At 60.7% G+C, this 23,691-nt stretch carries 20 protein-coding genes; 10 read left to right on the forward strand and 10 right to left on the reverse strand.

Annotated features, from left to right (window positions below; genetic code table 11):
* Positions 1–54: 54 nt before the first annotated feature.
* Positions 55–858, reverse strand: coding sequence for a VOC family protein (locus J8I26_RS04025; protein WP_209604252.1), 804 nt, complete (start codon positions 856–858; stop codon positions 55–57).
* 195 nt (positions 859–1,053) lie between these two features.
* Here J8I26_RS04025 and J8I26_RS04030 point away from each other — a divergent pair, with 195 nt between their 5' ends.
* The 3 genes from J8I26_RS04030 (at position 1,054) to mhpT (ending at position 5,832) form a co-directional block, all read left to right on the forward strand.
* Positions 1,054–3,084, forward strand: coding sequence for a hybrid sensor histidine kinase/response regulator (locus tag J8I26_RS04030; protein ID WP_245200116.1), 2,031 nt, complete (start codon positions 1,054–1,056; stop codon positions 3,082–3,084).
* A 378-nt stretch (positions 3,085–3,462) separates the two neighbouring features.
* A complete protein-coding gene (gene hppD / locus J8I26_RS04035) occupies positions 3,463–4,542 on the forward strand; it encodes a 4-hydroxyphenylpyruvate dioxygenase (protein ID WP_209604256.1) in 1,080 nt (359 codons plus the stop codon).
* Between the two features lie 69 nt (positions 4,543–4,611).
* Positions 4,612–5,832, forward strand: coding sequence for a 3-(3-hydroxy-phenyl)propionate transporter MhpT (gene mhpT / locus J8I26_RS04040; RefSeq protein ID WP_245200038.1), 1,221 nt, complete (start codon positions 4,612–4,614; stop codon positions 5,830–5,832).
* A 3-nt stretch (positions 5,833–5,835) separates the two neighbouring features.
* Here the strand turns inward: mhpT and J8I26_RS04045 are convergent, their stop codons facing one another.
* Positions 5,836–6,780: a LysR substrate-binding domain-containing protein gene (locus J8I26_RS04045; RefSeq protein WP_209604258.1), complete on the reverse strand. Its 945-nt coding sequence runs from the start codon at positions 6,778–6,780 to the stop codon at positions 5,836–5,838.
* A 353-nt stretch (positions 6,781–7,133) separates the two neighbouring features.
* Here J8I26_RS04045 and J8I26_RS04050 point away from each other — a divergent pair, with 353 nt between their 5' ends.
* The 3 genes from J8I26_RS04050 (at position 7,134) to J8I26_RS04060 (ending at position 11,566) form a co-directional block, all read left to right on the forward strand.
* Positions 7,134–8,501, forward strand: coding sequence for an MFS transporter (locus tag J8I26_RS04050; protein ID WP_209604260.1), 1,368 nt, complete (start codon positions 7,134–7,136; stop codon positions 8,499–8,501).
* Between the two features lie 243 nt (positions 8,502–8,744).
* Entirely contained in the window at positions 8,745–10,466 is a 1,722-nt protein-coding gene (locus J8I26_RS04055) for an AAA family ATPase (protein ID WP_209604262.1), read from the forward strand.
* 5 nt (positions 10,467–10,471) lie between these two features.
* Positions 10,472–11,566, forward strand: a complete 1,095-nt coding sequence (locus J8I26_RS04060) for a hypothetical protein (RefSeq protein ID WP_209604264.1) — start codon at positions 10,472–10,474, stop codon at positions 11,564–11,566.
* 128 nt (positions 11,567–11,694) lie between these two features.
* Here the strand turns inward: J8I26_RS04060 and J8I26_RS04065 are convergent, their stop codons facing one another.
* Entirely contained in the window at positions 11,695–11,883 is a 189-nt protein-coding gene (locus tag J8I26_RS04065; RefSeq protein WP_209604266.1) for a hypothetical protein, read from the reverse strand.
* A 26-nt stretch (positions 11,884–11,909) separates the two neighbouring features.
* On the opposite strand from J8I26_RS04065, the gene J8I26_RS04070 reads away from it, so the two are divergent.
* Both J8I26_RS04070 and J8I26_RS04075 read left to right on the forward strand, forming a co-directional pair.
* Positions 11,910–12,278 (forward strand): hypothetical protein, encoded by a 369-nt coding sequence (locus J8I26_RS04070; protein WP_209604268.1) that lies wholly within the window; start codon positions 11,910–11,912, stop codon positions 12,276–12,278.
* Between the two features lie 170 nt (positions 12,279–12,448).
* Complete coding sequence (locus J8I26_RS04075; protein ID WP_209604270.1) at positions 12,449–13,750, forward strand: hypothetical protein; 1,302 nt, start codon at positions 12,449–12,451, stop codon at positions 13,748–13,750.
* A 392-nt stretch (positions 13,751–14,142) separates the two neighbouring features.
* Here the strand turns inward: J8I26_RS04075 and J8I26_RS04080 are convergent, their stop codons facing one another.
* The 6 genes from J8I26_RS04080 to J8I26_RS04105 are packed head-to-tail and all read right to left on the reverse strand — an operon-like array spanning position 14,143 to position 19,516.
* Positions 14,143–15,075, reverse strand: a complete 933-nt coding sequence (locus J8I26_RS04080; protein ID WP_209604272.1) for a nitrilase-related carbon-nitrogen hydrolase — start codon at positions 15,073–15,075, stop codon at positions 14,143–14,145.
* 11 nt (positions 15,076–15,086) lie between these two features.
* Positions 15,087–15,788, reverse strand: coding sequence for an ABC transporter ATP-binding protein (locus tag J8I26_RS04085; protein WP_209604274.1), 702 nt, complete (start codon positions 15,786–15,788; stop codon positions 15,087–15,089).
* Positions 15,772–16,503 carry an ABC transporter ATP-binding protein gene (locus J8I26_RS04090; protein ID WP_209604276.1) on the reverse strand — a complete coding sequence of 244 codons (732 nt, stop codon included), beginning with the start codon at positions 16,501–16,503 and terminating at the stop codon, positions 15,772–15,774. The genes J8I26_RS04085 and J8I26_RS04090 overlap by 17 nt, the downstream gene beginning before the upstream one ends.
* A complete protein-coding gene (locus J8I26_RS04095) occupies positions 16,500–17,462 on the reverse strand; it encodes a branched-chain amino acid ABC transporter permease (RefSeq protein ID WP_209604278.1) in 963 nt (320 codons plus the stop codon). The genes J8I26_RS04090 and J8I26_RS04095 overlap by 4 nt, the downstream gene beginning before the upstream one ends.
* Complete coding sequence (locus J8I26_RS04100) at positions 17,459–18,325, reverse strand: branched-chain amino acid ABC transporter permease (protein ID WP_209604279.1); 867 nt, start codon at positions 18,323–18,325, stop codon at positions 17,459–17,461. The genes J8I26_RS04095 and J8I26_RS04100 overlap by 4 nt, the downstream gene beginning before the upstream one ends.
* 18 nt (positions 18,326–18,343) lie before the next feature.
* Positions 18,344–19,516 (reverse strand): ABC transporter substrate-binding protein, encoded by a 1,173-nt coding sequence (locus J8I26_RS04105; protein ID WP_245200039.1) that lies wholly within the window; start codon positions 19,514–19,516, stop codon positions 18,344–18,346.
* A gap of 170 nt (positions 19,517–19,686) precedes the next feature.
* Here J8I26_RS04105 and J8I26_RS04110 point away from each other — a divergent pair, with 170 nt between their 5' ends.
* A complete protein-coding gene (locus J8I26_RS04110) occupies positions 19,687–20,424 on the forward strand; it encodes a helix-turn-helix domain-containing protein (protein ID WP_209604281.1) in 738 nt (245 codons plus the stop codon).
* Positions 20,425–20,478: 54 nt separating this feature from the next.
* On the opposite strand, the gene J8I26_RS04115 is transcribed toward J8I26_RS04110, so the two are convergent.
* Positions 20,479–21,543 carry a phenylacetaldoxime dehydratase family protein gene (locus tag J8I26_RS04115; RefSeq protein WP_245200040.1) on the reverse strand — a complete coding sequence of 355 codons (1,065 nt, stop codon included), beginning with the start codon at positions 21,541–21,543 and terminating at the stop codon, positions 20,479–20,481.
* 597 nt (positions 21,544–22,140) lie between these two features.
* Here J8I26_RS04115 and J8I26_RS04120 point away from each other — a divergent pair.
* A complete protein-coding gene (locus J8I26_RS04120; protein ID WP_209604282.1) occupies positions 22,141–23,658 on the forward strand; it encodes an amidase in 1,518 nt (505 codons plus the stop codon).
* The last annotated feature ends 33 nt before the right edge of the window (positions 23,659–23,691 follow it).

A 23,691-nucleotide genomic window follows, 5' to 3' on the forward strand; every position in this document is an offset into this window, starting at 1 on the left:
GTCGGAGCCGCTTGGCCGCGGCCATTCCCGCCGCCAGGAACTCGCCCGGTCGGTTCAGTCGTCAACGAATTCCAGCAAGGCCTGGAAGGCGGGCAGAGCCAGCACCAGCCGGTCGGCGTCTTCTTGCAGCGGCAGGCCCAGGGCCCGTGCGCGATCTGCGATGGCGGCGCGGTCGCCGCCGCGCAGGCGGATGGCGGCAAAGAAGGCATCGCGCTGCGGCACATGCGCGGCCAGCGCGCCGAAGCGGCCCCGCAGGCTGGCAGCATCGGCGAATTCCAGCGCGAAATCCGTACCCCATGCGCCCAGCTGCGCGTAAGCCGCCTCCGCCTGTGCAGGATCGCGGTCGATCACCAGCAGGGAGGAAATGCCCGTCACGCCGTTGGGATGCGCCATCCATTCCTCACGCCACACCAGCTCGGGCGTGAAATGGCGGCAGGCATACACGCGGCCGGCGAACTGGCCCGGCACCAGGCGCACCGTGGAAAAGCGCGCGTCCACCGCGCGTCCATCCAGCTCCACCGGACGCGAGAAATGCTGCACCGGTTGCGCGTCCAGGCCCAGCGCGATCCAGCGGTCGTGGCAGGCCGGCACGTCCTCCACCGCATAGACCAGGCCATCGATGCCGATCGGGCTGTCCAGGATTTCCTGGCGCACCTTGGCGCTGTCGCGCGGCTGGCCGATCAGCTCCAGGTAGCCACCGGCCAGCACCACCAGGTGGTTGACCGATCCCAGCGTGTGATAGCCGCGCGGCGTGACGATGAACCCGAGCGTCTCCAGTTGCGCCTGGGCGGCGTCGATGTCGTAGTGGGTGTTGAGGACGAGATGGTCGAGTTGCGCCGCAGGCGTGCTGGAATTCATGGCCGGTAAAGAGAGTAAGTTGAAAAAAGGCAAGGGCAGCAGCTTAGCAGTTTGACGAGATTTGCGCCCCGATCCGTCTTGGCTGGCTGCGCTTCGATGTTATGCTCCAAGGCTTACTACCAAGCCCGCGAACGATCGCGAAAAACGAGAGGCCCTATCTTGAACAATGAACTGGCATCGCTCAGCCGTGCCGCGCTGGAGGAAGAAGTCGCTCTGAGCCGGGTGCGGCGCCTCGCATTGTTCGAAGCGATCGACGACGGCTTTTGCATCATCAAATTCATCGACGGCCCGCACGGTCCCTTGAGCGACTATGTGCACATCGAGGCCAACTCCGGCTACGAGCGCCATACCGGCATCAGCGGCATCGTCGGCAAACGCCTGCGCGAGATCGAGCCGGAACACGCCGAGGTCTGGCTGGAGGTCTACGGCAAGGTGCTGCGCACCGGCCAGACCGTGCGCTTCGAACAGGAGTTCGTCGCCGCCGGGCGTCATATCGAGGTCTCCGCCACCCGGGTCGGGCCGGAGGAGATGCATCAGGTCTCGGTGCTGTTTCGCGATGTGACCGCGCGCAAGAAGACCGAGGCCGAGCTGCGCGACAACGTGCAGCGTGTGCAGCTGGCCATGGCCGCCGGCGCCATCATCGGCACCTGGCTGTGGGATGTGGCCGCTGACAAGTTCAGCGTCGACGACGGCTTTGTGCAGGCTTTCGGCCTCGATCCCGCCAAGGGCCGTAGCGGTCTCAGCCTGGAGACGGTGATAGAGAAGGTTCATCCCGACGATCGCGCCGGCTTGGCGACGGCGATGCGCGAGGCGCTCGAACGCGGCGGCGCCTACGCCCACCAATACCGCACGCGCCGCCAGGACGGCAAGTATTACTGGCTGGAAGCCAACGGCCGGGTGGAGCTCGCCGCCGACGGCACGCCGAGCCAGTTCCCCGGCGTGCTGATCGACATCGAAGGCCGGCGCGCGGTGGAGGCCGAGCGTGACGGCGCCCTGGCCGCGTTGCGCTCGCTCAACGAGACATTGGAACAGCAGGTCGACGAGCGCACCGCCGCGCTGCTCAATGCCGAGGAAGCGCTGCGCCAGTCGCAGAAGATGGAAGCGGTCGGCCAACTTACCGGCGGCCTGGCGCATGACTTCAACAACATTCTCGCCGGCATCGGCGGCAGCCTGGAGCTGATGAAGATCCGGCTGGCGCAGGGTCGCATCGCCGACATCGACCGCCATCTCAACGGCGCGCAAGCCGCGGTCAAGCGCGCCGCCGGTCTTACGCAGCGGCTGCTGGCTTTCTCGCGCCGGCAGACGCTCGACCCCAAGGCGGCCAACCTCAACCAGGTGGTGGCCGGCATGCATGAACTGATCGGCCGCAGCGTCGGCCCGGCTATCTCGGTGGAGACGGTCGCCGCGGGTGGGCTGTGGAGCGCCTTTGTCGACATCGGCCAGCTGGAAAACGCCTTGCTCAACCTCTGCATCAACGCCCGTGACGCCATGCCTGACGGCGGCAAGCTCACCATCGAGACCGCCAACCGTTGGCTGGACGAGCGCAATGCCGCCCAGCGCGGCGTGACGACCGGCCAGTACGTGTCCCTATGCGTGAGCGATACCGGCACCGGCATGACGCCTGACGTGGTGGCGCGCGCCTTCGATCCCTTCTTCACCACCAAGCCGACCGGGCAGGGCACGGGCCTGGGACTGTCCATGGTCTACGGTTTCGCCGGGCAGTCAGGCGGCGCCGTGCGCATCTACTCGGAGCTGGGGCGCGGCAGCATGGTCTGCATCTACCTGCCGCGCTTCCTCGGCGAAGGATCGCCGGAAGACAGCCCGTCCGCCGAGGGTCCGGCGCCGGCGGCGTCCGGGCGCAAGACCATCCTGATCGTCGACGACGAGCCGCTGGTGCGCATGGTGGCAGTGGAGGTGCTGGAAGACCTGGGCTATTTCGTGGTGGAGGCCGAAGACGGCCCGTCAGCCATGAAGACGCTGGCGCTGCATCCGGAGATCGACCTGCTGGTCACCGACGTCGGCCTGCCCAACGGCATGAACGGCCGCCAGCTGGCAGACGCCGTCAGGTCGCAACGACCGGAGGTGCCGGTGCTGTTCGTCACCGGCTACGCCGAGAACGCGGTGCTCAACCACGGCCATCTGGAACGCGGCATGCAGGTGCTGACCAAACCGTTCCCGGCCGAGGCGCTGGGCCGACGCGTCAAGGAACTGATCGGCGGGGAATAAGCCTTCCATGCCGATCCTGCCGCGCTACGGCAGGATTTCCTTATACCGATAGTCGCAGACCGTATTACATGTACGGCGGCAGTCGCATTTACACTCCGAAAAATGCACAAGCCTGGGATCAGGCGTTCATGCCTGGCCTGCGGGCGCGCACCGCAGCGCACCGCACTGGGTACACGCCCAAGTCGCCCCGATCCCTGGCGTGCAAATAATTCGAATCAAGATATTCGGAGACACGCATGCCGAGCAGGCGGAGCATCCAGCTTCTCCGACGGCATCCACTTTTGATGTTCACCTGACGACCGCATGGGAAAGCGAGGGCGTTCTTTCGCCTGCCTTTTCTGCCGCTGGTCGGCCAATGCCAGTTGAAAGGACCGTTTCATGAGCGACACAATTCATAACCCGATGGGCCTGGACGGATTCGAGTTCGTCGAATTCGCCGCTCCACGCGCAGGAGAGCTGGAGCCGGTGTTTGAGCGCTTGGGCTTCACCAAGGTGGCGATGCATCGGTCCAAGCAGGTGGCGCTGTATCGCCAGGGCGACATCAATTTCATCATCAACAACGAACCCAACAGCTACGCCGCGTACTTCGCGGCCGAGCATGGCCCGTCGGCCTGCGGCATGGCATTTCGCGTCAAGGACGCGCACCAGGCCTATGCCCGCGCGCTGACGCTGGGCGCGCAGGCGATGGATATTCCCACCGGGCCAATGGAGCTGCGCCTGCCGGCGATCAAGGGGATCGGCGGCGCGCCGCTCTACCTGATCGACCGCTATGAAGAAGGCAAGTCTATCTATGACATCGATTTCGAGTTCATCGAGGGTGTCGACCGCCACCCGCAAGGGCATGGCCTCAAACTGATCGATCACCTGACGCACAACGTCTATCGCGGCCGCATGAGTTACTGGGCCGGCTTCTATGAGCGGCTGTTCAACTTCCACGAGCTGCGCTTCTTTGACATCAAGGGCGAATACACCGGCCTGACCTCGCGCGCCATGAGCGCGCCGGACGGCAAGATCCGCATTCCGCTGAACGAAGAGGCGGCCGGCGGCAGCGGCCAGATCGAGGAATTCCTGATGCAGTTCAACGGCGAGGGCATCCAGCACATTGCGCTCTTCACCGACGACCTGCTCGCCACGGTCGACCGCCTGCGCGACGCCGGCATGCCGCTGATGGCTGCGCCGCCGGACACGTACTACGAGATGCTCGATGCGCGCCTGCCCGGCCACGGTGAAGACGCCTCCGAGCTGAAGATGCGCGGCATCCTGCTCGACGGCGCGATCAGGGAGCAGGGCGAGGCGCGCTTGCTGCTGCAGATTTTCTCCGAGACGGCACTGGGGCCGGTGTTCTTCGAATTCATCCAGCGCAAGGGTGATGAAGGTTTCGGCGCAGGCAATTTCAAGGCCTTGTTCGAATCCATCGAGCGTGACCAGATCCGGCGCGGGGTGCTGCAGATCGCCTGATTTCTCAAGCCCGTAAAAGCACAAGCGCTCCAGCAGAAGAGCGCCTTCCAACTCGACGGAGACATCACCTTGACGCAAATTTCCTCTTCCCGATCAGGCTGGCTGACGGCCGGCCTGTGCTTTCTTGTCGCCCTGCTGGAGGGTTTCGACCTGCAGTCCGCAGGCATGGCGGCCGCCGGCATCAGCGCCGAATTCCGCCTAACGCCCGCGCAACTGGGATGGCTGTTCAGCGCCGGCCTGCTGGGCCTGCTGCCCGGCGCACTGTTCGGCGGCATGCTGGCGGACCGTTTCGGGCGCAAACGCGTGTTGCTGTGTGCGGTTCTGTTGTTCGGCCTGGCCTCGGTCGGCACTGCCTGCGCATGGGACCTGGCCAGCCTGCTGCTGTCGCGCTTCCTGACCAGTGCCGGCATCGGCGCGGCATTGCCCCTTGTGATCGCGCTGGCGTCCGAATCCGCCGCACCTGAACACCGCAGCCTTGCCGTCAGCGTCACCTTTTGCGGCATGCCCCTGGGCGGGGCATGCGCGGCCGCCCTCGGCATGACGGGCGGCCTGTCCGACTGGCGGCTTGTGTTCTACGTAGGCGGTTTCGCGCCGATCGGTGTGGCGTTCATGCTGGCGTTCTGGCTACCGGAGTCACGGATGTTCCGGCAGCAGGTGCTGCAGCAGCAACTCGATGGCAATGCGCCGGTGGCGAATTTTTCAGAGTTGTTCGCCGGCGGCTTGTGGCGCTCGACGCTGTTGCTCTGGTTGAGCAGCTTCTTCACGCTGACCGTGTTGTACATGCTGATGAACTGGTTGCCCAGCCTGCTGCTGGGGCATGGTTTCGGCAGACAGGTGGTGGGGCAGGTACAGATACTGTTCAATCTGTGCGGAGCCTGTGCGGCGGTGCTGACCGGGCGCCTGCTCGACCGGGGCCATGTCGCAAGGACGGTTTGCCTGGGCTACGGCGCGATACTGGCAGGCCTCGCCGGCCTGGGGCTGGGGACAAACACCCTCGCGATCCTCGCCGCCGGCGCCGTCGTCGGCTACGGGCTGATGTGCGGCCAGGCCATCCTCTATGCCGTGGCGCCGACGCTGTATTGCACGCGCGTGCGCGGCACGGGCGTCGGCCTCTCCGTCGCCGTGGGGCGGCTGGGCTCGATCGGCGGCCCGCTGGTGGCGGGAACGCTGCTGTCAGCCGGCGTCGGGATAGGCGGTATCGTCATGGCGGTGGTGCCCGGCATCATCATCGCCGCCGGCGGTGCTTATGCGCTTCTCGGGCGTCGGGCCGCATCGGGCAGCAGCCAGTGAGCTTCATGCCGTGTCATGCGGCGCGGGCTCGCACAGCAGGGCATGCCATCGTCCCGCATGGATCGCGTGGCGCATGACGTCGCGCAGCGTGACGGCCACCTGTTCGATCGCCGGGGACTGGGCAAACAGCCGCGACGTGCCGACATACACCGTACGCTGCAGATCGCATCCAGCCAGCGCCACGGCGTCGATCTCCTTGTTGCGCAGCGCGCCCTCGAGGCCCGCCAGCGGCACGATGGAATAGCCGAAACCGGCCTTGACGGCTTCCAGCAGCAGCGGCGGCGAATTGATTTCCGCCGTCACGCGGCAACGAAGACCCGCTGCCAACCAATGGCGCTCCAGCATGTCACGCACGGGATTGGGGCTGCTCATCAGGATCATCGGCAGCGCGGCGGCGTTTTCCAACGTCATGGAATCCTTGTCTTTCAATGACGCATAAGGCCCCACCAGAAACAGCGGTTCGCGCGCGACCGCATGCATCGACAGGCCGCTCCTGGCCATGTCGCTGAAGGTCACCGCGATATCCAGCTTTCCCTCGCCCAGCAGATTGAGCAGCAGGGAACTGGGCCCTTCCACAATCTCCAGTCGCACCAGACTGAGCCTGGTTCTGACCTCCCGCAACAACTCGACACCGATCAACGTTGTCAGCGACCAGGGCAGACCGATGGTCACCGTGCCCGCCGGCCCATGGCTGGCCTGGGCGGCAATGGTGCGCGTCGCCTCGACCTGTTTGAGGATCAGCTTGGCCTGCTGATAGACGGCCAGGCCCGCGGCGGTCGCGGCGACGCCCCTGACGGACCGCTCCAGCAATTTGACGCCCAGTTCATCTTCCAGCTGATTGACCTGCTGGCTCAATGCCGGCTGCGCGATATGCAGCAACTGCGACGCGCGGGACAAACTGCCGGACTCGATGATGCGAGATAAATACAAAAGCTGGCGCAGCTGCATGGCGGGCGACCTCTGTGGTCTGGCTAAGGGGCAGCCATGATAGAGCGGAGTGATTCCGGCGCGCGCAAGGTTCCGTCCAGGAATGAAGACCTTCCGCGAAAGTCGGGCGGTGTTCGGTGCTATTCGATACTCGTTGAACACTGATGTTGATCAGCGCATAGAACGATACGTAGATCGCCGGGATGAGCGCATCAGCACGGACAGCGCCAACCGAATCGGCACGAAAAGGTGCCAAAACAGCACCGGGATGGAAATGGCCGTCCCTATACTGCGGCCATTCATAAAGCCACTGCGCGGCCAGCGCGGGACCGTATCCGCCGTCGCGGACGCGGCATACCAGATGGAGACATCCCATGACGACACAATCACCCCAGTATCAACATCCACATCAACAGGGCGCAGAGCGGGGCGAGGGCGCAGCTGCCGTCGCCACTGCTGCCCAGGCGGGCAGGCGCAATCCCTGGAAGGAGATCTGCGCCGCCAGCATCGGCAACGCGCTGGAGTTCTACGACCTGCTGATCTACGGCTATTTTGCGGTGATCATCGGCAAGCTGTTCTTCCCGGCCGACAATGAAACCACATCGCTGCTGCTGAGCGTCGGCACCTTCGGCATCTCCTTCGTGATGCGCCCGCTGGGCGCCGTCGTGCTGGGCGCCTATACCGACCTCAAGGGGCGCAAGGCCTCGCTGACAATGTCGATCGCCATCATGATGGTCGGCACTGCGATGATCGCCTTTGCGCCCACGCATGACCAGGTCGGCCTGCTGTCGCCCGTCATCGTGATCGTGGCGCGCATGCTGCAGGGCTTCTCCACCGGGGGCGAGTTCGGCGCCGCCACCGCCTTCATGGCCGAACATGCCGACGCCAAACGGCGCGGCTTCTTCGCCAGCTGGCAGCTCTCCACGCAAGGCCTGGCCACCGTGCTGGCGGCCGGCATGAGCGCCTTGCTCAGCGTCCTGCTGACGGATGTGCAACTGGCAGAATGGGGCTGGCGCGTGGCCTTCGCGCTGGGCCTGCTGGTGGGCCCGGTCGGCTTCTACATCCGCAGCCAGATCGACGAGTCGCCCGAGTTCGAGCGCGCCAAGGCCGCCGCCAAGCCGAGCGACGTATCGCCGTTGAAGACCGTATTGACGCACGAGCGTCTTAACCTGCTGTTGGGCATCGGCGTGGTCTCCGGCGCTACGGCCTTCAACTACGTGCACAAGCTCTACATGCCCACCTACGCACTCAAGCAGCTGCACATCCCGGCCACCTCATCGTTCCTGGGCGCGCTGGTCACCGGCGTGATCCTGATGATCGCGGCGCCCGTATTCGGCTCCCTGTCGGACCGGTTCGGGCGCTTTCGCGTGCTGAGCCTGTCGCTGGCGGCCATCGGCCTGTCCACCTATCCGCTGTTCTGGGCGCTCAACGCCTGGCCGACGCCACAGACACTGATGACCGTACAAGCCCTGGTCGGCCTGCTGATCGCCGCCTGCCTGGGACCGATCCCCGCCATGCTCTCCGACATCTTCCCAACCCGCACCCGCGGCACCGGCCTGGCCCTGTCCTATAACTTCTCCGTCACCATCTTCGGCGGCTTCTCCCCGCTGATAGTGACCTGGATGATCGCCAACACCCACAGCAACATGTCGCCCAGTTTTTATGTGATGGGGACTGCGTTGATTAGCGTGGTTGCTGTGGTGGTTTTGGGGAGGAGGGCTGGCAGGGGGATGGCTGGTTGATGTTGAAGGAGCAGGTAAGTCTTCATGAAAGACAGCTCGTAGACACAGACCAAGTAGAAGGGATATATAGGCGCTAGCATCACTGAAACAGCACTTAGTACTGACCAGCGTCGAGAAGAAAGCGGTTCTGGATTTCCGGTCTTGCTAACAGCTTAGATACTGTTGCTTGGGTGAAGGCTGCCAATTCTTTTGATAAGCTTTCATATCCAAGCAGGGGGCTTGGGTTGATAAAAAAGGAGGGGTATGAAAATTCGGCAACTACGCATCCATAACTTTCGTTCAATTATTGATGCAGATATCGAGGTTCACGATTACACCATGCTTGTTGGTGCAAATAATGCGGGCAAAAGCAATCTCTTCTGTGCACTTAGAGCATTTTACGAAGACATAAAATTCAGCGCGGATGATTTTCCAAAGGTAGGAACATCAGATCAGGAGTCGTGGGTTGAGATTACTTTTGAACTTGATGATAAAGAGTGCGAAGGACTCGCTGATAAATATCGCAATAGCGACAAGTGCTTAACAGTGAGGAGATATTTTGCATCATCAGTCAAAGAAGTAAAAAGTACTAACAGCAATATTTACGCCGTCGTTAACGGCACCGCTGACAATGACTTGTTCTACGGTGCTAAAAATGTAAGCACTGCGAAGGTCGGAAAACTTATCTACATTCCGGCACTAACTACTGCTGCCGAGCAGATGAAGACTACAGGCCCTTCTCCATTGAGAGAGATGTTGAACTTCATGCTAAAGCGGGTTATGGCGGGAAGTACAGCTTACAACGAGCTTGAATTAGCTTTCAAAAAACTTGACGAAGAATCGAGAGGAGATAACGGTTTCCTGTCAAAAATTTCGGGGCCAATAAATCATGCAATTGCTCATTGGGATGTGCAATTCGATATGGGAATTAATCCTATATCACCTGAGGAAATCACCAAGAACTTGGTGCGACACGGATTTGTTGATGCGATGCTCGGTAGCTCCGTTTTTGCTTTGGAGCGTTACGGCCATGGATTTCAAAGATCTTTCCTGTATGAGTTGTTGAAGTTGGCGCCTACGTTTGAGGAAGTGAAGTCTGCTCCCAAAAAAGAGTTTGATCCAGATCTGACGCTGATTTTATTTGAAGAGCCGGAGGCATTTCTTCATCCGAGTCAGCAGGAAAATATGTCGTACCATCTTCGAAGTATCGGGCAGCAGAAAACATCGCAGGTTCTCATCACCTCGCATTCACCACTATTCGCAGGGAAGGCCGCCGACTCTCTTAGTCAAATCGTCAGGGTCGGGCGTACCAAGGGCGTATCAACCGTTTCACAGATTAAGCGGGAGGCGCTTACCAATGTCTTCGGCGAGGGAGCAGCATTGATCACGGCTTTGAAGGCATTTGTGGCGGACGAGCAAGTACCACATGCGGCAAAAAAAGCTGCTATTGCTATGTTAGAAAGTGCGCCAGAAAAGGATGAAGTCGCCTTGCAGGAGGAGCGCTTTCGTTATCAGTTGTGGTTAGACTCGGAGCGATCAGCGATGTTCTTTGCGGATCGTGTATTGCTAGTCGAGGGGGCTACGGAGAGGGCATTGTTCTCATATTTGCTAGCGCGTGAATGGCACGACCTCACCTTAAAGCGGATTTGTATCGTGGATGTATTGGGTAAATACAATTTTCATCGCTACATGTCATTGCTAGATGGATTCTCAATTCCGTACGGTTTAATTTTAGATGATGACAATGGGAAAAATCATCACAAGGCCGTTAACGACATGCTGGCTAATTTGCCTAATGTTAGTAGGTTGGCCGAGCCTGTTCTAATTCCCGATTGCTTAGAGAGATTCTTGGACACAGATCTTCCAGGCCGTGATGACAAAAAACCGGTAGAGATTTTAAAGGCGCTAGAGGCGGGGAGTATTGAAGCTAGCAAAATAGCAGCGCTGAGAGAGCTGGTTGAGCGAAGTTTAGATATCCAAGGTTAGAGGGGGTGGATATGAATAATCGGTTAGATGCAGAATGGGTGACGCTCAATGCAATGCGTGGTCTGACGAAAATTGCCTCACATGGCGATATCGCGAAGTCTACTTATGACAACGCACTGAACCTCGGTGGCGTGTTATATCCTGAACTTTTGGGTGCTGATGCTAGTATTTTGCGCCGGGAGAGAATGAGCGATATTTCTCGTGAATATCGACAGCGAGCATCATTAAAAACAATCAAAGAGCAAGTTGTTGTTACGCCTTTAGAGCTTCTTCAGGCCGACATGGCGGATCTTGAGGACCTGCTGTCGCTGGCAAAACAACAGAAATCTGGAAGGTCCGAGACAGATCAATTGCAGCGAAAGTTAGCAGGACTTCGTAAGAGTGAGAATGAATTAAAACTTGAAAGTCATACGGAAAACCAGTTGATCTTCCGTGACGCACACAACGTCGATAGAGAGATGCCGGCCATTAATTCGGGCAAAGGCTTTAGGGACTTTGAGTTACCAAACGGAAATGTCTTAAGGGTTCGGGTACTGCACCCTGATCAACCTGAACATATCACTGGAGCAGACTTTATTTACGAGCGCCATTCTGCTGACGATATGGTCAGCATCGTTGCGATCCAGTACAAGATATGGGAAGAGGATAAGCTGTACTTGAATGATCCCAGAATGCAGACGCAACTCGAACGATTAAAGGCGTTTGTATGCGACAGGAATTCGTGTGTAGGCGATAAGGAAGCAGAGACTTATCGCTTTCCTTGTTGTGCAGCTTTTTTACGTCCGACCGATCGTCTGCAAGATCCAAACCAGAAATTTATTACTCGAGGCGAGCATATTCCTATTTGCAAAATTGAGAAGTATAAAAGTCCTGGTTCGCGAGGAGGCGACTTGTTGGAATATGAAAAGATTAAGGAGGTATCTCTCTCTGCAGAGACATTTGAATTTTTGTTTAACAATGGAAAAATCGGATCAAGATTGCTGGCTCAAGATGATTTGCTGGGACTCTATCGTGACTTGGAGATGAATGTGCCGGACGATCGGGTCGTGATACTTGCGCAGGAGTTCGGGAAGCGCAGCTTGTCAAGAGAAATTGTGTAGAAAAAAGCCCGCCGAAGCGGGCTTTTTTCTACATGGGGAGTAGGTCAGACATGAACACAACAAATTCAACTATTACCTCGGTAATGATATTTTACATAATACAAATTATGCGAAATCAAAGAGCAAAATCAAATGGAGGGCGCAGCCCGCAAACGCTCGGAAATAAATACCGCGGTGTCCAGAAAGTCGCGGCTCTTGGCCATATCACAGCCGAAACTGTTGATTGGCATGGCACGTGACGGAACCGCCTGCGCATGCTTGGCCACTGAATGCGACCGGGTTGCGCTTTCGCTTTCCTGGGCGTTGTGGTTTCCCATTTGCTTTTCTTATCCAGGAGCCTCGCATGACATTCATTTCCGTCGTTCGCCTTTCGGTCGTCGCATTGTCGCTGCTGTCTTTGCCTGCCTGCACGACGTCTCCCGTTGCCACACTGATGCCGCTTGAGGATGGGACTTACCGCAGCGTGGCGTACTCCGAGAACGAGCAGCAGGCGCTGGGAAATTCGCTTCGGCTAGCCGAGTCCACTTGCCGCGAGCGCAACCTGAATCATGCCGTCGTCAATGCCGATACGCATTTCCGCGGTCTGCCGGTGCGTCGCGCCGAGCCGCAGGAGACTGCCGCAGGACTGGCCACATATGTGGCATCGCCACGTTTTCCGTCACTGGTCGCCAATGACGATTATGAGGCGAAGGTGCACTTCAAATGCGTCTAGCCTGATCCTGGGGAACCGCGCACCTTGCCGTGACACCCATGGGTAGATGGATTTCACGGTGCCGGTGACGCTTGCGATGCTTGTTGCAACGGCGTGCCTGCACTACTCAATCCGCGTCCGGCAGCCATGAGCGCACCGCATCGCGGCAACTTCTTTCTCAGGAACACGCCATGCAAGTCAACCCAACCAATAGCTCCACGATCACCGGCGCCCAAGCCGACGAGATCAGCGTACTGCCAACACGGCACCCTTCTCCACCTCCCTTGCCCTCGACCGGCACCGTGTCTGCTGAAGCCGTGCGGCGCGGTGGCGCGATGGAACTTACGCTGCGCAACGCCTCCGGCGCCGCAGGCATCGTCACCGAAAGCCATGAGGCCAGCCAGGAGCGCTTCGACGCCTTGCTGACATTGGCCCGCAGCAAAATGATCAAGGGCAATCATGAACTGCCGGGTGAGTTTGAGGCGCGCGTCATGCAACGCGCGCGCCGGATGCATGAACGCGGCGACAATCCCCATCAGCTCGAGGCCATGTTTACCTTTGCCAGCTTCGGCATCGACCTGCCCGCCGATGTGCTGGACGGATTCGCCAAGGGGGCGCCCTTCGCCTTCGCCAACTTGATTGCGAAATTCTTGCCGGCGATGGACCCGGCCAAGGGCGGCGCCTTATCGGGAGCGATCACGATCCTGTCTGTGCATCTGCTGGGTCCCGTGTTCGGCGCCGGCGGAGAAACGCCGCGCTGGGGCAACACCACCAAGCCGCTGGAGGGCATCCTGCCGGAGGACGATCCACGCAACAATCCCCTGACCGCTGCGGATGTGTTCAAGAAAATCGGTCTGACTTTCCAGCTTTTCCCTTTGTCGTTCGGAGGCTCAGGGGCAGTCAATTCTGCCATTGCCAACGCCGATCTGGACGCTGGCCTCAAGGCGCAATACGGCATTGGCCCAAGCACGGCCCTCGTCGGCAGCGGCATTGTCGGCGGCGCGGGCAACCTGTTTGATCACTATGCCGGTCGCACCGATCCGGGTCGCATCCTGTCGGAAGAAGATTGGGAGGGATCGCTGGACGAGCTCAAACAGGCGACCTTCAAGGATGCGACCGGCAATGGCCTGAAGCACGTATTCAGCAAGGATACGTTGGCGCGTATGGGAACCGGGCTGGCTGACGCGGTCATCAAACTTCCCAACCTGTCGACGTTGGCGCAGGCGACCGTCTGGACCGGTGGTATCTCGCTCTATAGTTATGTCACCGCCGAGATCAACAAAAATCCGAACCTCTCGGAGAGCGACAAATTCATCCGCCAGCAGATGATGTTCGCCGCTGCGTTGGTTCCCATCACCTTCTTCTGGACTGCGGCCATCGCCATCGGGCCCGCACTGGACAGGAAAGCCGGCGCAGCGCTGGCGAAGGTGTGGGAGGCCTTGCCACAGTGGAAGCGCGAACAAGCGCAATTGCAGCAATCGGCAGGCCAATGAATGGATTGAGGCAGGTTGCGCAATAGCCTCTGGCGGCGTGGCGCACAACGCGACGCCGCCCTGCGTCTCAGTGTCTTTCGCCCAGCAGGCGTTTCACGGCAGACCATATCGATGCCGTCCGGCCGCCGCGCCCTTCCGGGCCCGGCGGCTGACGTCGTTCGGGCCGACTGCGTTGCACCGCATCGGCGCAACGCAACAGCAGCTCTCCCTCCGTCACCCCACTCCTCCCCTTGCTGTTACTCGAACCATTCCATGCATCCATTACCTGTCTCCCGGCGCAAGGTAGCGCCTTGGTGATTGCGGTTGCCCGTGCGGTTTGCACCGCCATGGCGTGGAACGTATCGGCAAGCAAAAAACAGGCCACGCCGAGGGCGCGTCGTGTGGCGCGATGATCAGTCGGCCACACGCACCACCGCCGTTTGCGGCCTTTCTTCGACGACCAGCTTGAATACGTCTGCACGGGCGTAATGGCCGGCGACATCGAAGTCGAATTTGCCACGAACCACATCGTCCATGTCCAGCTCCGCGGTGAGAATGGTTTCGCCGGTATAGTCCGGTCCCGCCAAGACTTGACCGAGCGGATTGACGATCATGCTGCCGCCGCGCATGAGCACGTGGCTCTCGTCGTCCGAAATCAGGTTGCGCATGGTCGGAGGGAAGTTGGCTCGGGTCAGGTATTGGCATGCCGACAAGACGAAGCAGCGCCCTTCCAGCGCCACATGGCGCATGGTGGAGGCCCAGCCGTCGCGGTCATCGGCAGTGGGCGCGCAGTACAGCGACAGGCCTTTGTCATACATCGCCATGCGCAGCAGCGGCATATAGTTTTCCCAGCAGATGACGGCGCCCATCTTGCCCCAAGGCGTATCAACGGCGGTCAGCGTGGAGCCGTCGCCGAAGCCCCAGCATAGCCGCTCGGCGGCAGTAGGCATGAGCTTGCGGTGCTTGCCCAGGAGGCTGCCGTCTGGTCCGAAGAAAAGCACCGTGCAATGCAAGGTGCCGCCGGCACGTTCGATGACGCCGATAGTCAGGTAGATTTTGGCTTCGCGCACGGCCTCCCCCAGTGCTTTGGTAGCCGGCCCCGGTACATCGATCGCATTTTTGTAATACGAGGCGAACTCCTCGCGACCCTCCGGGGTCCGCATGCCGATACGGATATCGAAACTGGCGCCCTTGGGATAGCCGCCGATAAAGGCCTCAGGGAAAACCGCCAACTGCGCGCCCTTCCTGGCGCACTCGGCAATCAGGCCGGCGGCCTTGGCTATGGTGGCGACCACGTCTCCTGCCACGGGGGCGGCCTGTACGACACATGCGATCATTTTTGTCATGCTGTTCTCCGTCAGATTCCTAGATAAGTCCTGCGAATTTCATCGTTGCTGGCCAGCTCCTCCGTACTGCCGGCCACGGCGACACGTCCACTCTCCAGCACATAGCCTCGGCTGACGATCTTCAGCGCGGACGATACGTTCTGCTCCACCAGCAGCACGGCAATGCCCCGCCGGTTCACTTCGGCGATGGCGGCATGCACTTCCGCCACCATCAGGGGGGCAAGGCCATGACTGGGTTCGTCGAGCAGCAGCATGGCAGGCTTGGCCATCAGCGCGCGACCGATAGCAACCATCTGTTGCTCGCCGCCGGACAAGGTGCCCGCCTTTTGCTGCTGCCGTTCGCGCAGTCGCGGAAAGAGCCGGAAGCAATCCTCGATATCCCGTGCCTCGATCCCGCGTCGGCGGTGGTAGGCGCCCAACAGCAGGTTGTCTGTCACGCTCATGTCGGTGAAGACGTGTCGTCCTTCCGGCACGCAAGCCAGCCCCCGCTCTACCCGTTTGTGGGCCGGCACACCGGAAATGTCATGACGGTCGAACTCGATGCGGCCGGCGCAGCGCGGCAGCAGGCCAAGAATGGCGCGGATCAGCGATGTCTTCCCGGCGGTGTTGGCGCCCAGGATGGCAACCGTTTCGCCGGCTTGCACGTCCAGCGACACATCGTCAAGTACGCGCCGCGGCCCATATCCACCCGATATTTCATGCAGGCTCAGCATGTTCGCTCCCGAGATAGGCTTCGATCACTTTATCGTCCCGGGCCACGGCCTCTGGACTGCCGTCGGCGATGAGCTTGCCGAAATTGAGCACCAGGATGCGCTCGGACAAATTCATGATGGCGCGCATGTGGTGCTCCACCACCACCATGGTCAGTCCGCTCTTGTCGCGCAGTTCGCGCAACGTGGCCATGACGCGATCCATCTCCAGCGGCGTCAGCGCAGCCATGACTTCGTCCAGCAAAAGTATCCGGGGCCGCGTTGCCAGCGCTCGCGCCACTTCTCCCAGCGCCTTCTGCGGAAAAGTCAGGTCGTCGACCACCTCCAGAGCCGCCTGTGACAGGCCCACCCGCTCGATGCACTCGTGCGCCAGCGTGCGCGCACCGTGCACCGTGTTATTGAGCAGCGCGGCCGTCATCACGTTGTCCAGCAATGTCATGCCGGGGAAAAGCGCCGTGTTCTGGAAGGTCTTGGTGATGCCGGCGCGAGCCACCACGTGCGGCCGTTTGCCTTGCAGCGGCTTGTCGCCAAGCTCGATGCGGCCCGAGGCCAAGCGTTGCAGCCCCACCAGCGCACTGAACAGGGTGGTTTTTCCCGCGCCGTTGGGGCCGATCAGGCCGACGATTTCGCCGCTTCCCAGCGTAAAGCTGACATTGGAGACGGCAGTCAGTCCGCCAAAGCGCACGGTAAGCCCTTCTGCATTCAAGAGCGGGGTCATTTGGCGGTCCCTGCAGTGCGTTGCGGCCACAGCGATGCCAGGCCTTGCGGCCGGGCCAGCACGACTATGATCAGCATCACGCCGAAGATGAGCGGAGCGGCGCCGGCGGCGCGGTTGGAAAAGCCTGCGTTGAGCAGTTCCTCGACCAGCACCACGAATACGGCGCCGATAACCGGCCCCCAGAGGTTCCCTACCCCACCGACGATGGCGATGAGTGCGGCCCGGATTGACACCCCGGTCACGCTGAACACGCTGTCCGGATCGAAGAACGCGGTGAACTGGGCAAACAGCGAGCCGGCCAGCGCGGTCATCGAGGCAGATACCATGCCGCCGATCAGCTTCACCCGCAAGGTATTGACGCCGGCCATCTCTGCGGCATCTTCATTCTCGCGGATGGCCCTCAAGTAGTAGCCCATGCGGCCGCCGGCCATCAGGTGAAAGACCGCGCACACCAGCACGAAGAAGCCGGCCAGCACCGGGACATAACCGCCGGCGCCACGGAACTGCAGCATGCCCCACGAATTACCAATGAATGGGATAGACACTCCCTGAGGCCCGCCCGTCAGTTGCGGAAACGAGACCGCCACGATGTGGCAGGCTTCGCCAAACGCCAGGGTGGCCAACGCGAAGTATGGTCCTTTCAGTCGCATGGTCGGCAAGGCGATCAGCCAGGCCGCGCAGCTGGCCAGAACCATGCCCACCGGCATGCCCAACCAGGGGGAGATACCCCAGCGGATCTGCAGGATCGTTGAGGCATACGCTCCGATGCCGAAGAAGGCGGCATGTCCCAGCGAGACCTGATTGGCCAGCCCGCCGACGATATTCCAGCATTGCCCCAGGGAGGCCGCCATCAGCACCAGGCACAGAATGCGTACCGCATACCCGGTCGGCTGCAGCAATGCCCCTGCGGCAACCGCGGCCACGCCGCACAGCACGATAAGCCAAAGCGATCGGTTCATTTTCTTGCTCCTCCGAGCAGCCCTTCCGGCTTGAAGGCCAGCAGCGCGATGAAAAATACAAACAAAGTCAGGTTCTGCATCTGAATCGGCATGAACAGCGCCGAAAACGCCTGCACCACTCCCACCACCAGGCCGCCGGCCAGCGCACCCATCACGCTGCCCAGCCCGCCCAGCACCACCACCGTAAACATCAGCGTGACGAATTGCGCGCCCGAGGTCGGATTGACCGAGGAGTAAGACAGGATGATGCCGCCACCGAAGGCGGTGAGGCCGGTGCCCAACCCGAAGGCGACGCCATAGATCAGATTGGTATCGATGCCGAACAGGCGCGCCGCCGTCGCATTTTGTGCGGTAGCGCGAATCGCGCGCCCGGTCCAGGTGCGCGTGAGGAATAGCCATAGCAGCACGCAGATTCCAGTGCCCAACGCGAAGGCGATCAGGTAAGGCACGGAAATGAACAATTCACCCAGCTCCAGCGCAGCCGCCTGATACGGCGTGCTGACGCTGCGAAAGGTCGAGCCGAACAACATCAGTGCGCCGTTTTCCAGTACCGCCAACAGGCCGACCGTCAGGAAGATTTGGGCCATCGGCGAGGCATGCAGCACGCGGCGGATCAGCAGCCACTGGCAAACGAAGCCCAGAGCAAATCCGGCCGCCAGCGCGAAGAACGCGCCGGCGATCGGGTCGATCCCCAAATAGTGCGAGGCAAACCAGGCGGCATACATGCCCAGCATCAGGAATTCGGCCTGGGCGAAATTGACGATGCGCAGCACGCCGAACACCAGTGACAGCCCCACTGAAATAACGCCATAGACGCCGCCGATGAGCAGGCCGTCGACCAGCGATTGAAGCAAACCGTTCATATCATCCCCAAGGTGGGTTTACTTGAGTTCCTTGCCGGCCCAGCGTGGCGTCTGGCGCGCGGCCTCCTTGGGAAACACCGTCACCAGGTCGGCGCCGCGCCATTGGACGAAGATCGGATAGGCAGTGGCGCTCAGGCCGCTCGCGTCGAACGCCGTACAGCCGCCGGGGATGCCGCGCGCCAGTCCTTCGCAATAGCGCAGCTGGGCAATTGCATCGCGCAACTTGGCATGGTCGTGCGACTTCACCTTGTCGGCCGCAGCCACAACGTGCTGCAGGGCTGCGCCATACATGATCGACTCATGGGCCATGAACATGCCGTACTTGGCCTTGTAGCGCGCCGCCAGGTCCGGCACGGTGTCATAGTTGGCCGGCGCAATCGAGAACACGTCTTCGGCAAAGGAGCCGAGCGCCTTCTGGAAATCGGGAATGATGTAGCCGGCGGCGCCGCCGACGATCGGCAGATCCACCCTCTGCTGTTTCATGGTGCGGATGATCAGGATGCCGTCATTGAAGTAAGACACCGGAAACACCACCTGCGCCTTGGAGCGACGCAACTTGTTGATCAGCGGCGCCACGTCGGTGATGCCAAGCGGATAGGCATCATCGATCACCACCTCGATGCCGGCCTTGGCCGCCGCCTTGCGAATGCCTTCGGCCTGGGCAGTGCCGTAGGCGGTGTCTTCATAGAAGATCGCGATGCGTTCGATCTTCCCGCCGGCCTGTTTGGCCAGATCCAGCGCATATCCCAGCTGCTTTTCGCCGAAAGTGGAAGCCTTGGGCGTGACCTGGAAAATGTACTTGTAGCCGCGTCCGGTGATCTGGTCCGCGAACGAATGGGTAATCATCGGCACGCCCAGGCGCTCGGTGGCCTCCGAGGCGGCCAACGTGATCGAGCTGACGAACGAACCAATGATGGCCGCCACTCCATCCTGACTGACCAGTCGCTGCACGGCGGCGGCCGCGCCGTTGGGCGTCGGCACGTCGGCGAACACCAGTTCCACCTTGTCATCGGCAGGACGATTCTTGTTGATGTCTTCCAGCGCCAGTTCCATGCCGTTGCGCGCGTTGGCGCCAAATTGCGCGTTGGCGCCGGAAAGTGGAAACAAGGCGCCGACCTTCAGCTTCTCGGCATACGCGTGGGTAGCAAACAAGGCCATTGCAATGGTCGGTGCGGCAAGCAAGCGATTCATGGTCATCCCCAAATTTTGGTTGGCGATGAAAATATAGAACCTTAGAAATTTTATGTCAAAGAGTTTCGACATAAAATTTGTATTAATCATTTATTCCGCTTGCGTATGCTTTACAAGGAAGATTGTTGCGAGATATATTTCTGTCGAACATTATCGACATGGAGCGTGGAATGCGTGACAAGCTTGCCGCCGTTGGCCTGGATGAAAAGGAGCAGCGCTTTTATCTCGCCGCATTGGAGTTGGGCAGCGCGCCGGTTACCGCAGTGGCCATGCGCGCAGGCGTCACGCGCACCAATGGATATGACTTGCTAAGCCGCCTGGAGCGACGCGGATTGCTGATGCAGGTGCAGGGAGAGGAAGGCATCAGACAGGTAGCTCCGGCCGATCCCAATGTGCTGATCAAGGAGTGGGAGCAGACTCGCGGCATGCTTGATGAATTGGTGCCGGAGCTGCGCTCCATGTTCAACAACACGCCGCGCAAGCCGCGCATCCGCTTTCACGAAGGCGATGAGGGCATTCAGCGCGCCCTGTGGGGTACGCTGGACTGTCAATCCAAGCATCTGTACGGCATTCTGTCGATGCACGAGCTGCTCGAGGTGCCCGGTCCGGACTGGATGGATCACTACATTGCCGAGCGCATTGCGCGCGGCATCCAGCTCGATGTGGTGCGCTCTTACTCGCGCGAGACAGAGCCGATCTGGCCGGCTGCCCGCAGTGAATTGCGCGAGCTGCGCCTGGCGCCCTCCGAGCTGGATCTCGGCATGACGGCATATATCAGCGACGATACTGTCGTCTATATCTCGTCAAAGAGTGAAAACTACGCCCTGACCATCGAAAGCCGCGAGCTCGCCTCGCTGCAAAAGAGCCTGTTCCAGTCGTTGTGGCGACTCTCCAAGCGCCACAAGTAGCGACGCGGGCGGGACGCCGCCCTGCTTGCGTGCCCGCCGCGATCGCCGCAGCGACTATTGGTCCGACTGCACCCGCAGTGCGCGGGCGTAGGGCAGGATGCCAGTGGCGGGATGGCAATTGATGTACTCGAACACATTGCCCAGCTGCGGCACGAACAACTCGTGCCAGGTGACGACTTCCCGCTTTTCCTTGTAAAGCCGGTTCATGGCGATGGCGTGTCGGTAGATGTCGAGATGGGTTTCGTGCGAGGCGGCCCAGGCCTCGAGCTGGGTCATCGACATGAAGCTGGCGTAGACCGATGTCTCGGCCCGCGGGCTGCCGTCCTCATTGACGTTGGTCATGATGCGAAGGGATAGGCAGCCGGTTTCGCCGCGTTGCGCCATCAGGTGCTGCATGCCGCGCATCAACTTGGGCTGCAGGCGCTCGAGGTAGTCCTCCAGTTGCTCTTGCCCGGCGCCCTCCCAGTACTGGCCGGAGCGCAGCACGGTGGCGTTGTGCGGAAGTTCCGCAACCCAATGCCCGGCAGTCGAGGTGCGCGGCGCCGGCGGCGGCAGGAAGCCGTGCAAGGGACTGTCCAGCGTATCCACGGCCGAAAGCGGCAGGCGATCGCGCGCCGCGCCGAAGAAGCCGTTGGTGGTAATCGGTACGATCGTAGCCCCGGGTGTGCGGGCAAAGCCAACCCTGTAGTTGGGCGCGGAGTAAATAGTCTCGTGGCGGTCGTAGGGAATTACCAGTGGCTCCAGCCAGTAGCCTGCGCCGCCCTGCTCTTTCGCGTGCGCCTCGAACCATGGGCGGAAGTCCGATGTGCCCAGCCAGCGCGCATAGATCGTCGGGTCGGTCCAGTAGCCGACCACGATGGCATTCTCCAACCCGGCCTCATCCGTGCACTGCATGACTTCATGAGCTTGTGGGCCGTCGCCCTGCGCCAGGAAGTCGCGCATGCGTGCGAAGAACGCAAGCTTGTCGCCCGCCGTGAGCGCGCTGTGCTGCATGCCGAAATACACGCTGACCAGCGTCAGGTGGGGTGTGGGCCAACGCAGGGAATATCGGGGCGCCGCAGGGGCGTGCCCTTCGGGTCTGCGCTCCGGCACCAGGCGCTCATACTTGACTTCAAACATGATCCTCCTCCTCTGTGAATAATTTGCAGGAGCCTAGTCGCAACAGGGCGGCCACCACTCCTTCCAAAACGATGCGGCGCACCATAAAAATGCACCAATTTGTGTCGAGAATATTCGACGAAATATCAAAAGCACCGCCACAAGCCGGAAATTGCACCGAATCAAACCATCGGCGCCTTGTTTTGCACTGCCGCAGGCTTGGCTCCGATCTACTGGCGCTGTGACTAGCGGGGCCGGCGCCTCATCAACAAGTCTGAAATAACAGACATAACATTACCAAGATAAATCCTTTTATATCAAGCGTTTGAAGCTATATAAATATTTATAAAAATATTTTGTCGATATTAATTGACATAAAAATCGGTGCTAATTATGATGTGTTCATGACAAAGGGATGACACGACGAATCGCGCCTTGGAGGGGCGTTTTGGTGTCGAAAAGCAAAACTTAGATTACCGTCAGGGCGACAAAAAAAGCATAATTGTCGAACGCTCTCGACTTGCCTCAGGCACGACCAGATTCACCCGGCTCCGCCCGCGAAAATCAACCCTGTTCCTCGCAGCCGGGTCACTGACATTTCTTCTTCAGGAGACAGCTATGCCAGTACCAGCCCCGAACCAGCAACAGATCGCCGAGATCGCCGGCGAACTCGGCATTCACCTGTCCGAGCAGCAGTTGCAAGCTTATCGCCAGCAGTTCGATGCGGTGGCCCGCACTTACGAGATCCTGGATGCACTACCGGTAACGCTGCCGCCGGTGAAGTATCCGCGCAGCCAGTGGTCCTATCCCGACGCTCACGAAAATCGCTGGAACGCCTGGTATGTAAAGACCGAGATCAAGGGCGCGCCCAACGGCAAGCTCAAGGGCAAGCGCGTCGCCCTGAAAGACAATATCGCATTGGCGGATGTGCCGATGATGAACGGCTCCTCCGTCCTGGAAGGCTACGTGCCGGAAATCGATGCTACTGTCGTTACGCGCCTGCTTGACGCCGGCGCCACCATCGCCGGCAAGGCGCATTGCGAATATTACTGCCTCTCCGGAGGCTCCCACACCGGCGCCAAGGGGCCGGTCCAGAATCCGCTCAAGCCCGGTTATTCGGCAGGCGGATCTTCCTCCGGGTCGGCCGCGCTGGTGGCGGCAGGCGAAGTCGACTTCGCACTCGGCGCCGACCAGGGCGGTTCGATCCGCACCCCCTCCTCCTTCTGCGGTCTGGTCGGGCTCAAGCCCACCTGGGGGCTGGTTCCTTACACCGGCATCATGCCCATTGAATTGACCGTTGACCACGTCGGCCCGATGACGCGCACCGTCGCCGACAATGCGTTGGTGCTTGAGGCCATCGCCGGCCCCGATGGTCTGGATCCGCGTCAAGGCGCGCTGGCCCAGCCGCAGGCCTACACCGCAGTACTGGACCGGGGCGCACGCGGGATGCGGGTCGCGGTCGTGACGGAAGGTTTCGGCTGGGAGAACTCCGAGCCGGAAGTTGACCGCAAAGTGCGCGCCGCCGCCGATGCCCTGCGCCGCCTGGGCGTCATCGTGGACGAGGTGTCCATCCCCATGCATCGCGCAGGCACTCACATCTGGAGCGCGCTGATCACCGAAGGCTCCACCCAACAGATGATGAAGGGCAACTGCTTTGGACACAACTGGAAAGGCTTGTACCTGCCGTCGATGATGCAAGCGCATGCACGCTGGCGAGAACGCGCCGACGACCTGTCGGAGACCTTGAAGTTTTCCATGGTGGCGGGCGAATTCATGACCCGCGCCGGCGGCGGTGCTTACTACGCCAAGGCGCAGAACCTGGTGCGGCCCCTGCGGGCGGCTTATGACAATGTCCTGGCCGATTATGACGTGTTGCTCATGCCCACGCTGCCTATCAAGGCCACGCCGCTACCGCCGGCGGACGCGCCGCTGTCACTGGTATTCCAGCGAGCCTGGGAAATGATGCCCAATACATCCCCTTTCGACATCACCGGTCATCCGGCCCTGCAGGTGCCATGCGGTGCGGTGGACGGTCTGCCAATCGGCATGATGCTGGTGGCGCCCCATTTCCAGGAATCCCGTTTGTACCAGCTGGCCGCCGCCTTCGAGCGCGATGCCGACTGGCGCACTCGCTGAATCGCCTCATCCGGGCCGGGGCGCGAGCCCCGC

Source organism: Herbaspirillum sp. LeCh32-8 (assembly GCF_017814915.1).
In the GTDB taxonomy this organism is placed as follows: domain Bacteria; phylum Pseudomonadota; class Gammaproteobacteria; order Burkholderiales; family Burkholderiaceae_D; genus Herbaspirillum.

Coding starts and splice junctions, on each gene's coding strand:
- J8I26_RS04025 (WP_209604252.1), bottom strand. CDS start 858: ATGAATTCCAGCACGCCTGCGGCGCAACTCGACCATCTCGTCCTCAAC.
- hppD (WP_209604256.1), top strand. CDS start 3,463: ATGAGCGACACAATTCATAACCCGATGGGCCTGGACGGATTCGAGTTC.
- J8I26_RS04045 (WP_209604258.1), bottom strand. CDS start 6,780: ATGCAGCTGCGCCAGCTTTTGTATTTATCTCGCATCATCGAGTCCGGC.
- J8I26_RS04050 (WP_209604260.1), top strand. CDS start 7,134: ATGACGACACAATCACCCCAGTATCAACATCCACATCAACAGGGCGCA.
- J8I26_RS04055 (WP_209604262.1), top strand. CDS start 8,745: ATGAAAATTCGGCAACTACGCATCCATAACTTTCGTTCAATTATTGAT.
- J8I26_RS04065 (WP_209604266.1), bottom strand. CDS start 11,883: ATGGGAAACCACAACGCCCAGGAAAGCGAAAGCGCAACCCGGTCGCAT.
- J8I26_RS04070 (WP_209604268.1), top strand. CDS start 11,910: ATGACATTCATTTCCGTCGTTCGCCTTTCGGTCGTCGCATTGTCGCTG.
- J8I26_RS04075 (WP_209604270.1), top strand. CDS start 12,449: ATGCAAGTCAACCCAACCAATAGCTCCACGATCACCGGCGCCCAAGCC.
- J8I26_RS04080 (WP_209604272.1), bottom strand. CDS start 15,075: ATGACAAAAATGATCGCATGTGTCGTACAGGCCGCCCCCGTGGCAGGA.
- J8I26_RS04085 (WP_209604274.1), bottom strand. CDS start 15,788: ATGCTGAGCCTGCATGAAATATCGGGTGGATATGGGCCGCGGCGCGTA.
- J8I26_RS04090 (WP_209604276.1), bottom strand. CDS start 16,503: ATGACCCCGCTCTTGAATGCAGAAGGGCTTACCGTGCGCTTTGGCGGA.
- J8I26_RS04095 (WP_209604278.1), bottom strand. CDS start 17,462: ATGAACCGATCGCTTTGGCTTATCGTGCTGTGCGGCGTGGCCGCGGTT.
- J8I26_RS04100 (WP_209604279.1), bottom strand. CDS start 18,325: ATGAACGGTTTGCTTCAATCGCTGGTCGACGGCCTGCTCATCGGCGGC.
- J8I26_RS04105 (WP_245200039.1), bottom strand. CDS start 19,516: ATGAATCGCTTGCTTGCCGCACCGACCATTGCAATGGCCTTGTTTGCT.
- J8I26_RS04110 (WP_209604281.1), top strand. CDS start 19,687: ATGCGTGACAAGCTTGCCGCCGTTGGCCTGGATGAAAAGGAGCAGCGC.
- J8I26_RS04115 (WP_245200040.1), bottom strand. CDS start 21,543: ATGTTTGAAGTCAAGTATGAGCGCCTGGTGCCGGAGCGCAGACCCGAA.
- J8I26_RS04120 (WP_209604282.1), top strand. CDS start 22,141: ATGCCAGTACCAGCCCCGAACCAGCAACAGATCGCCGAGATCGCCGGC.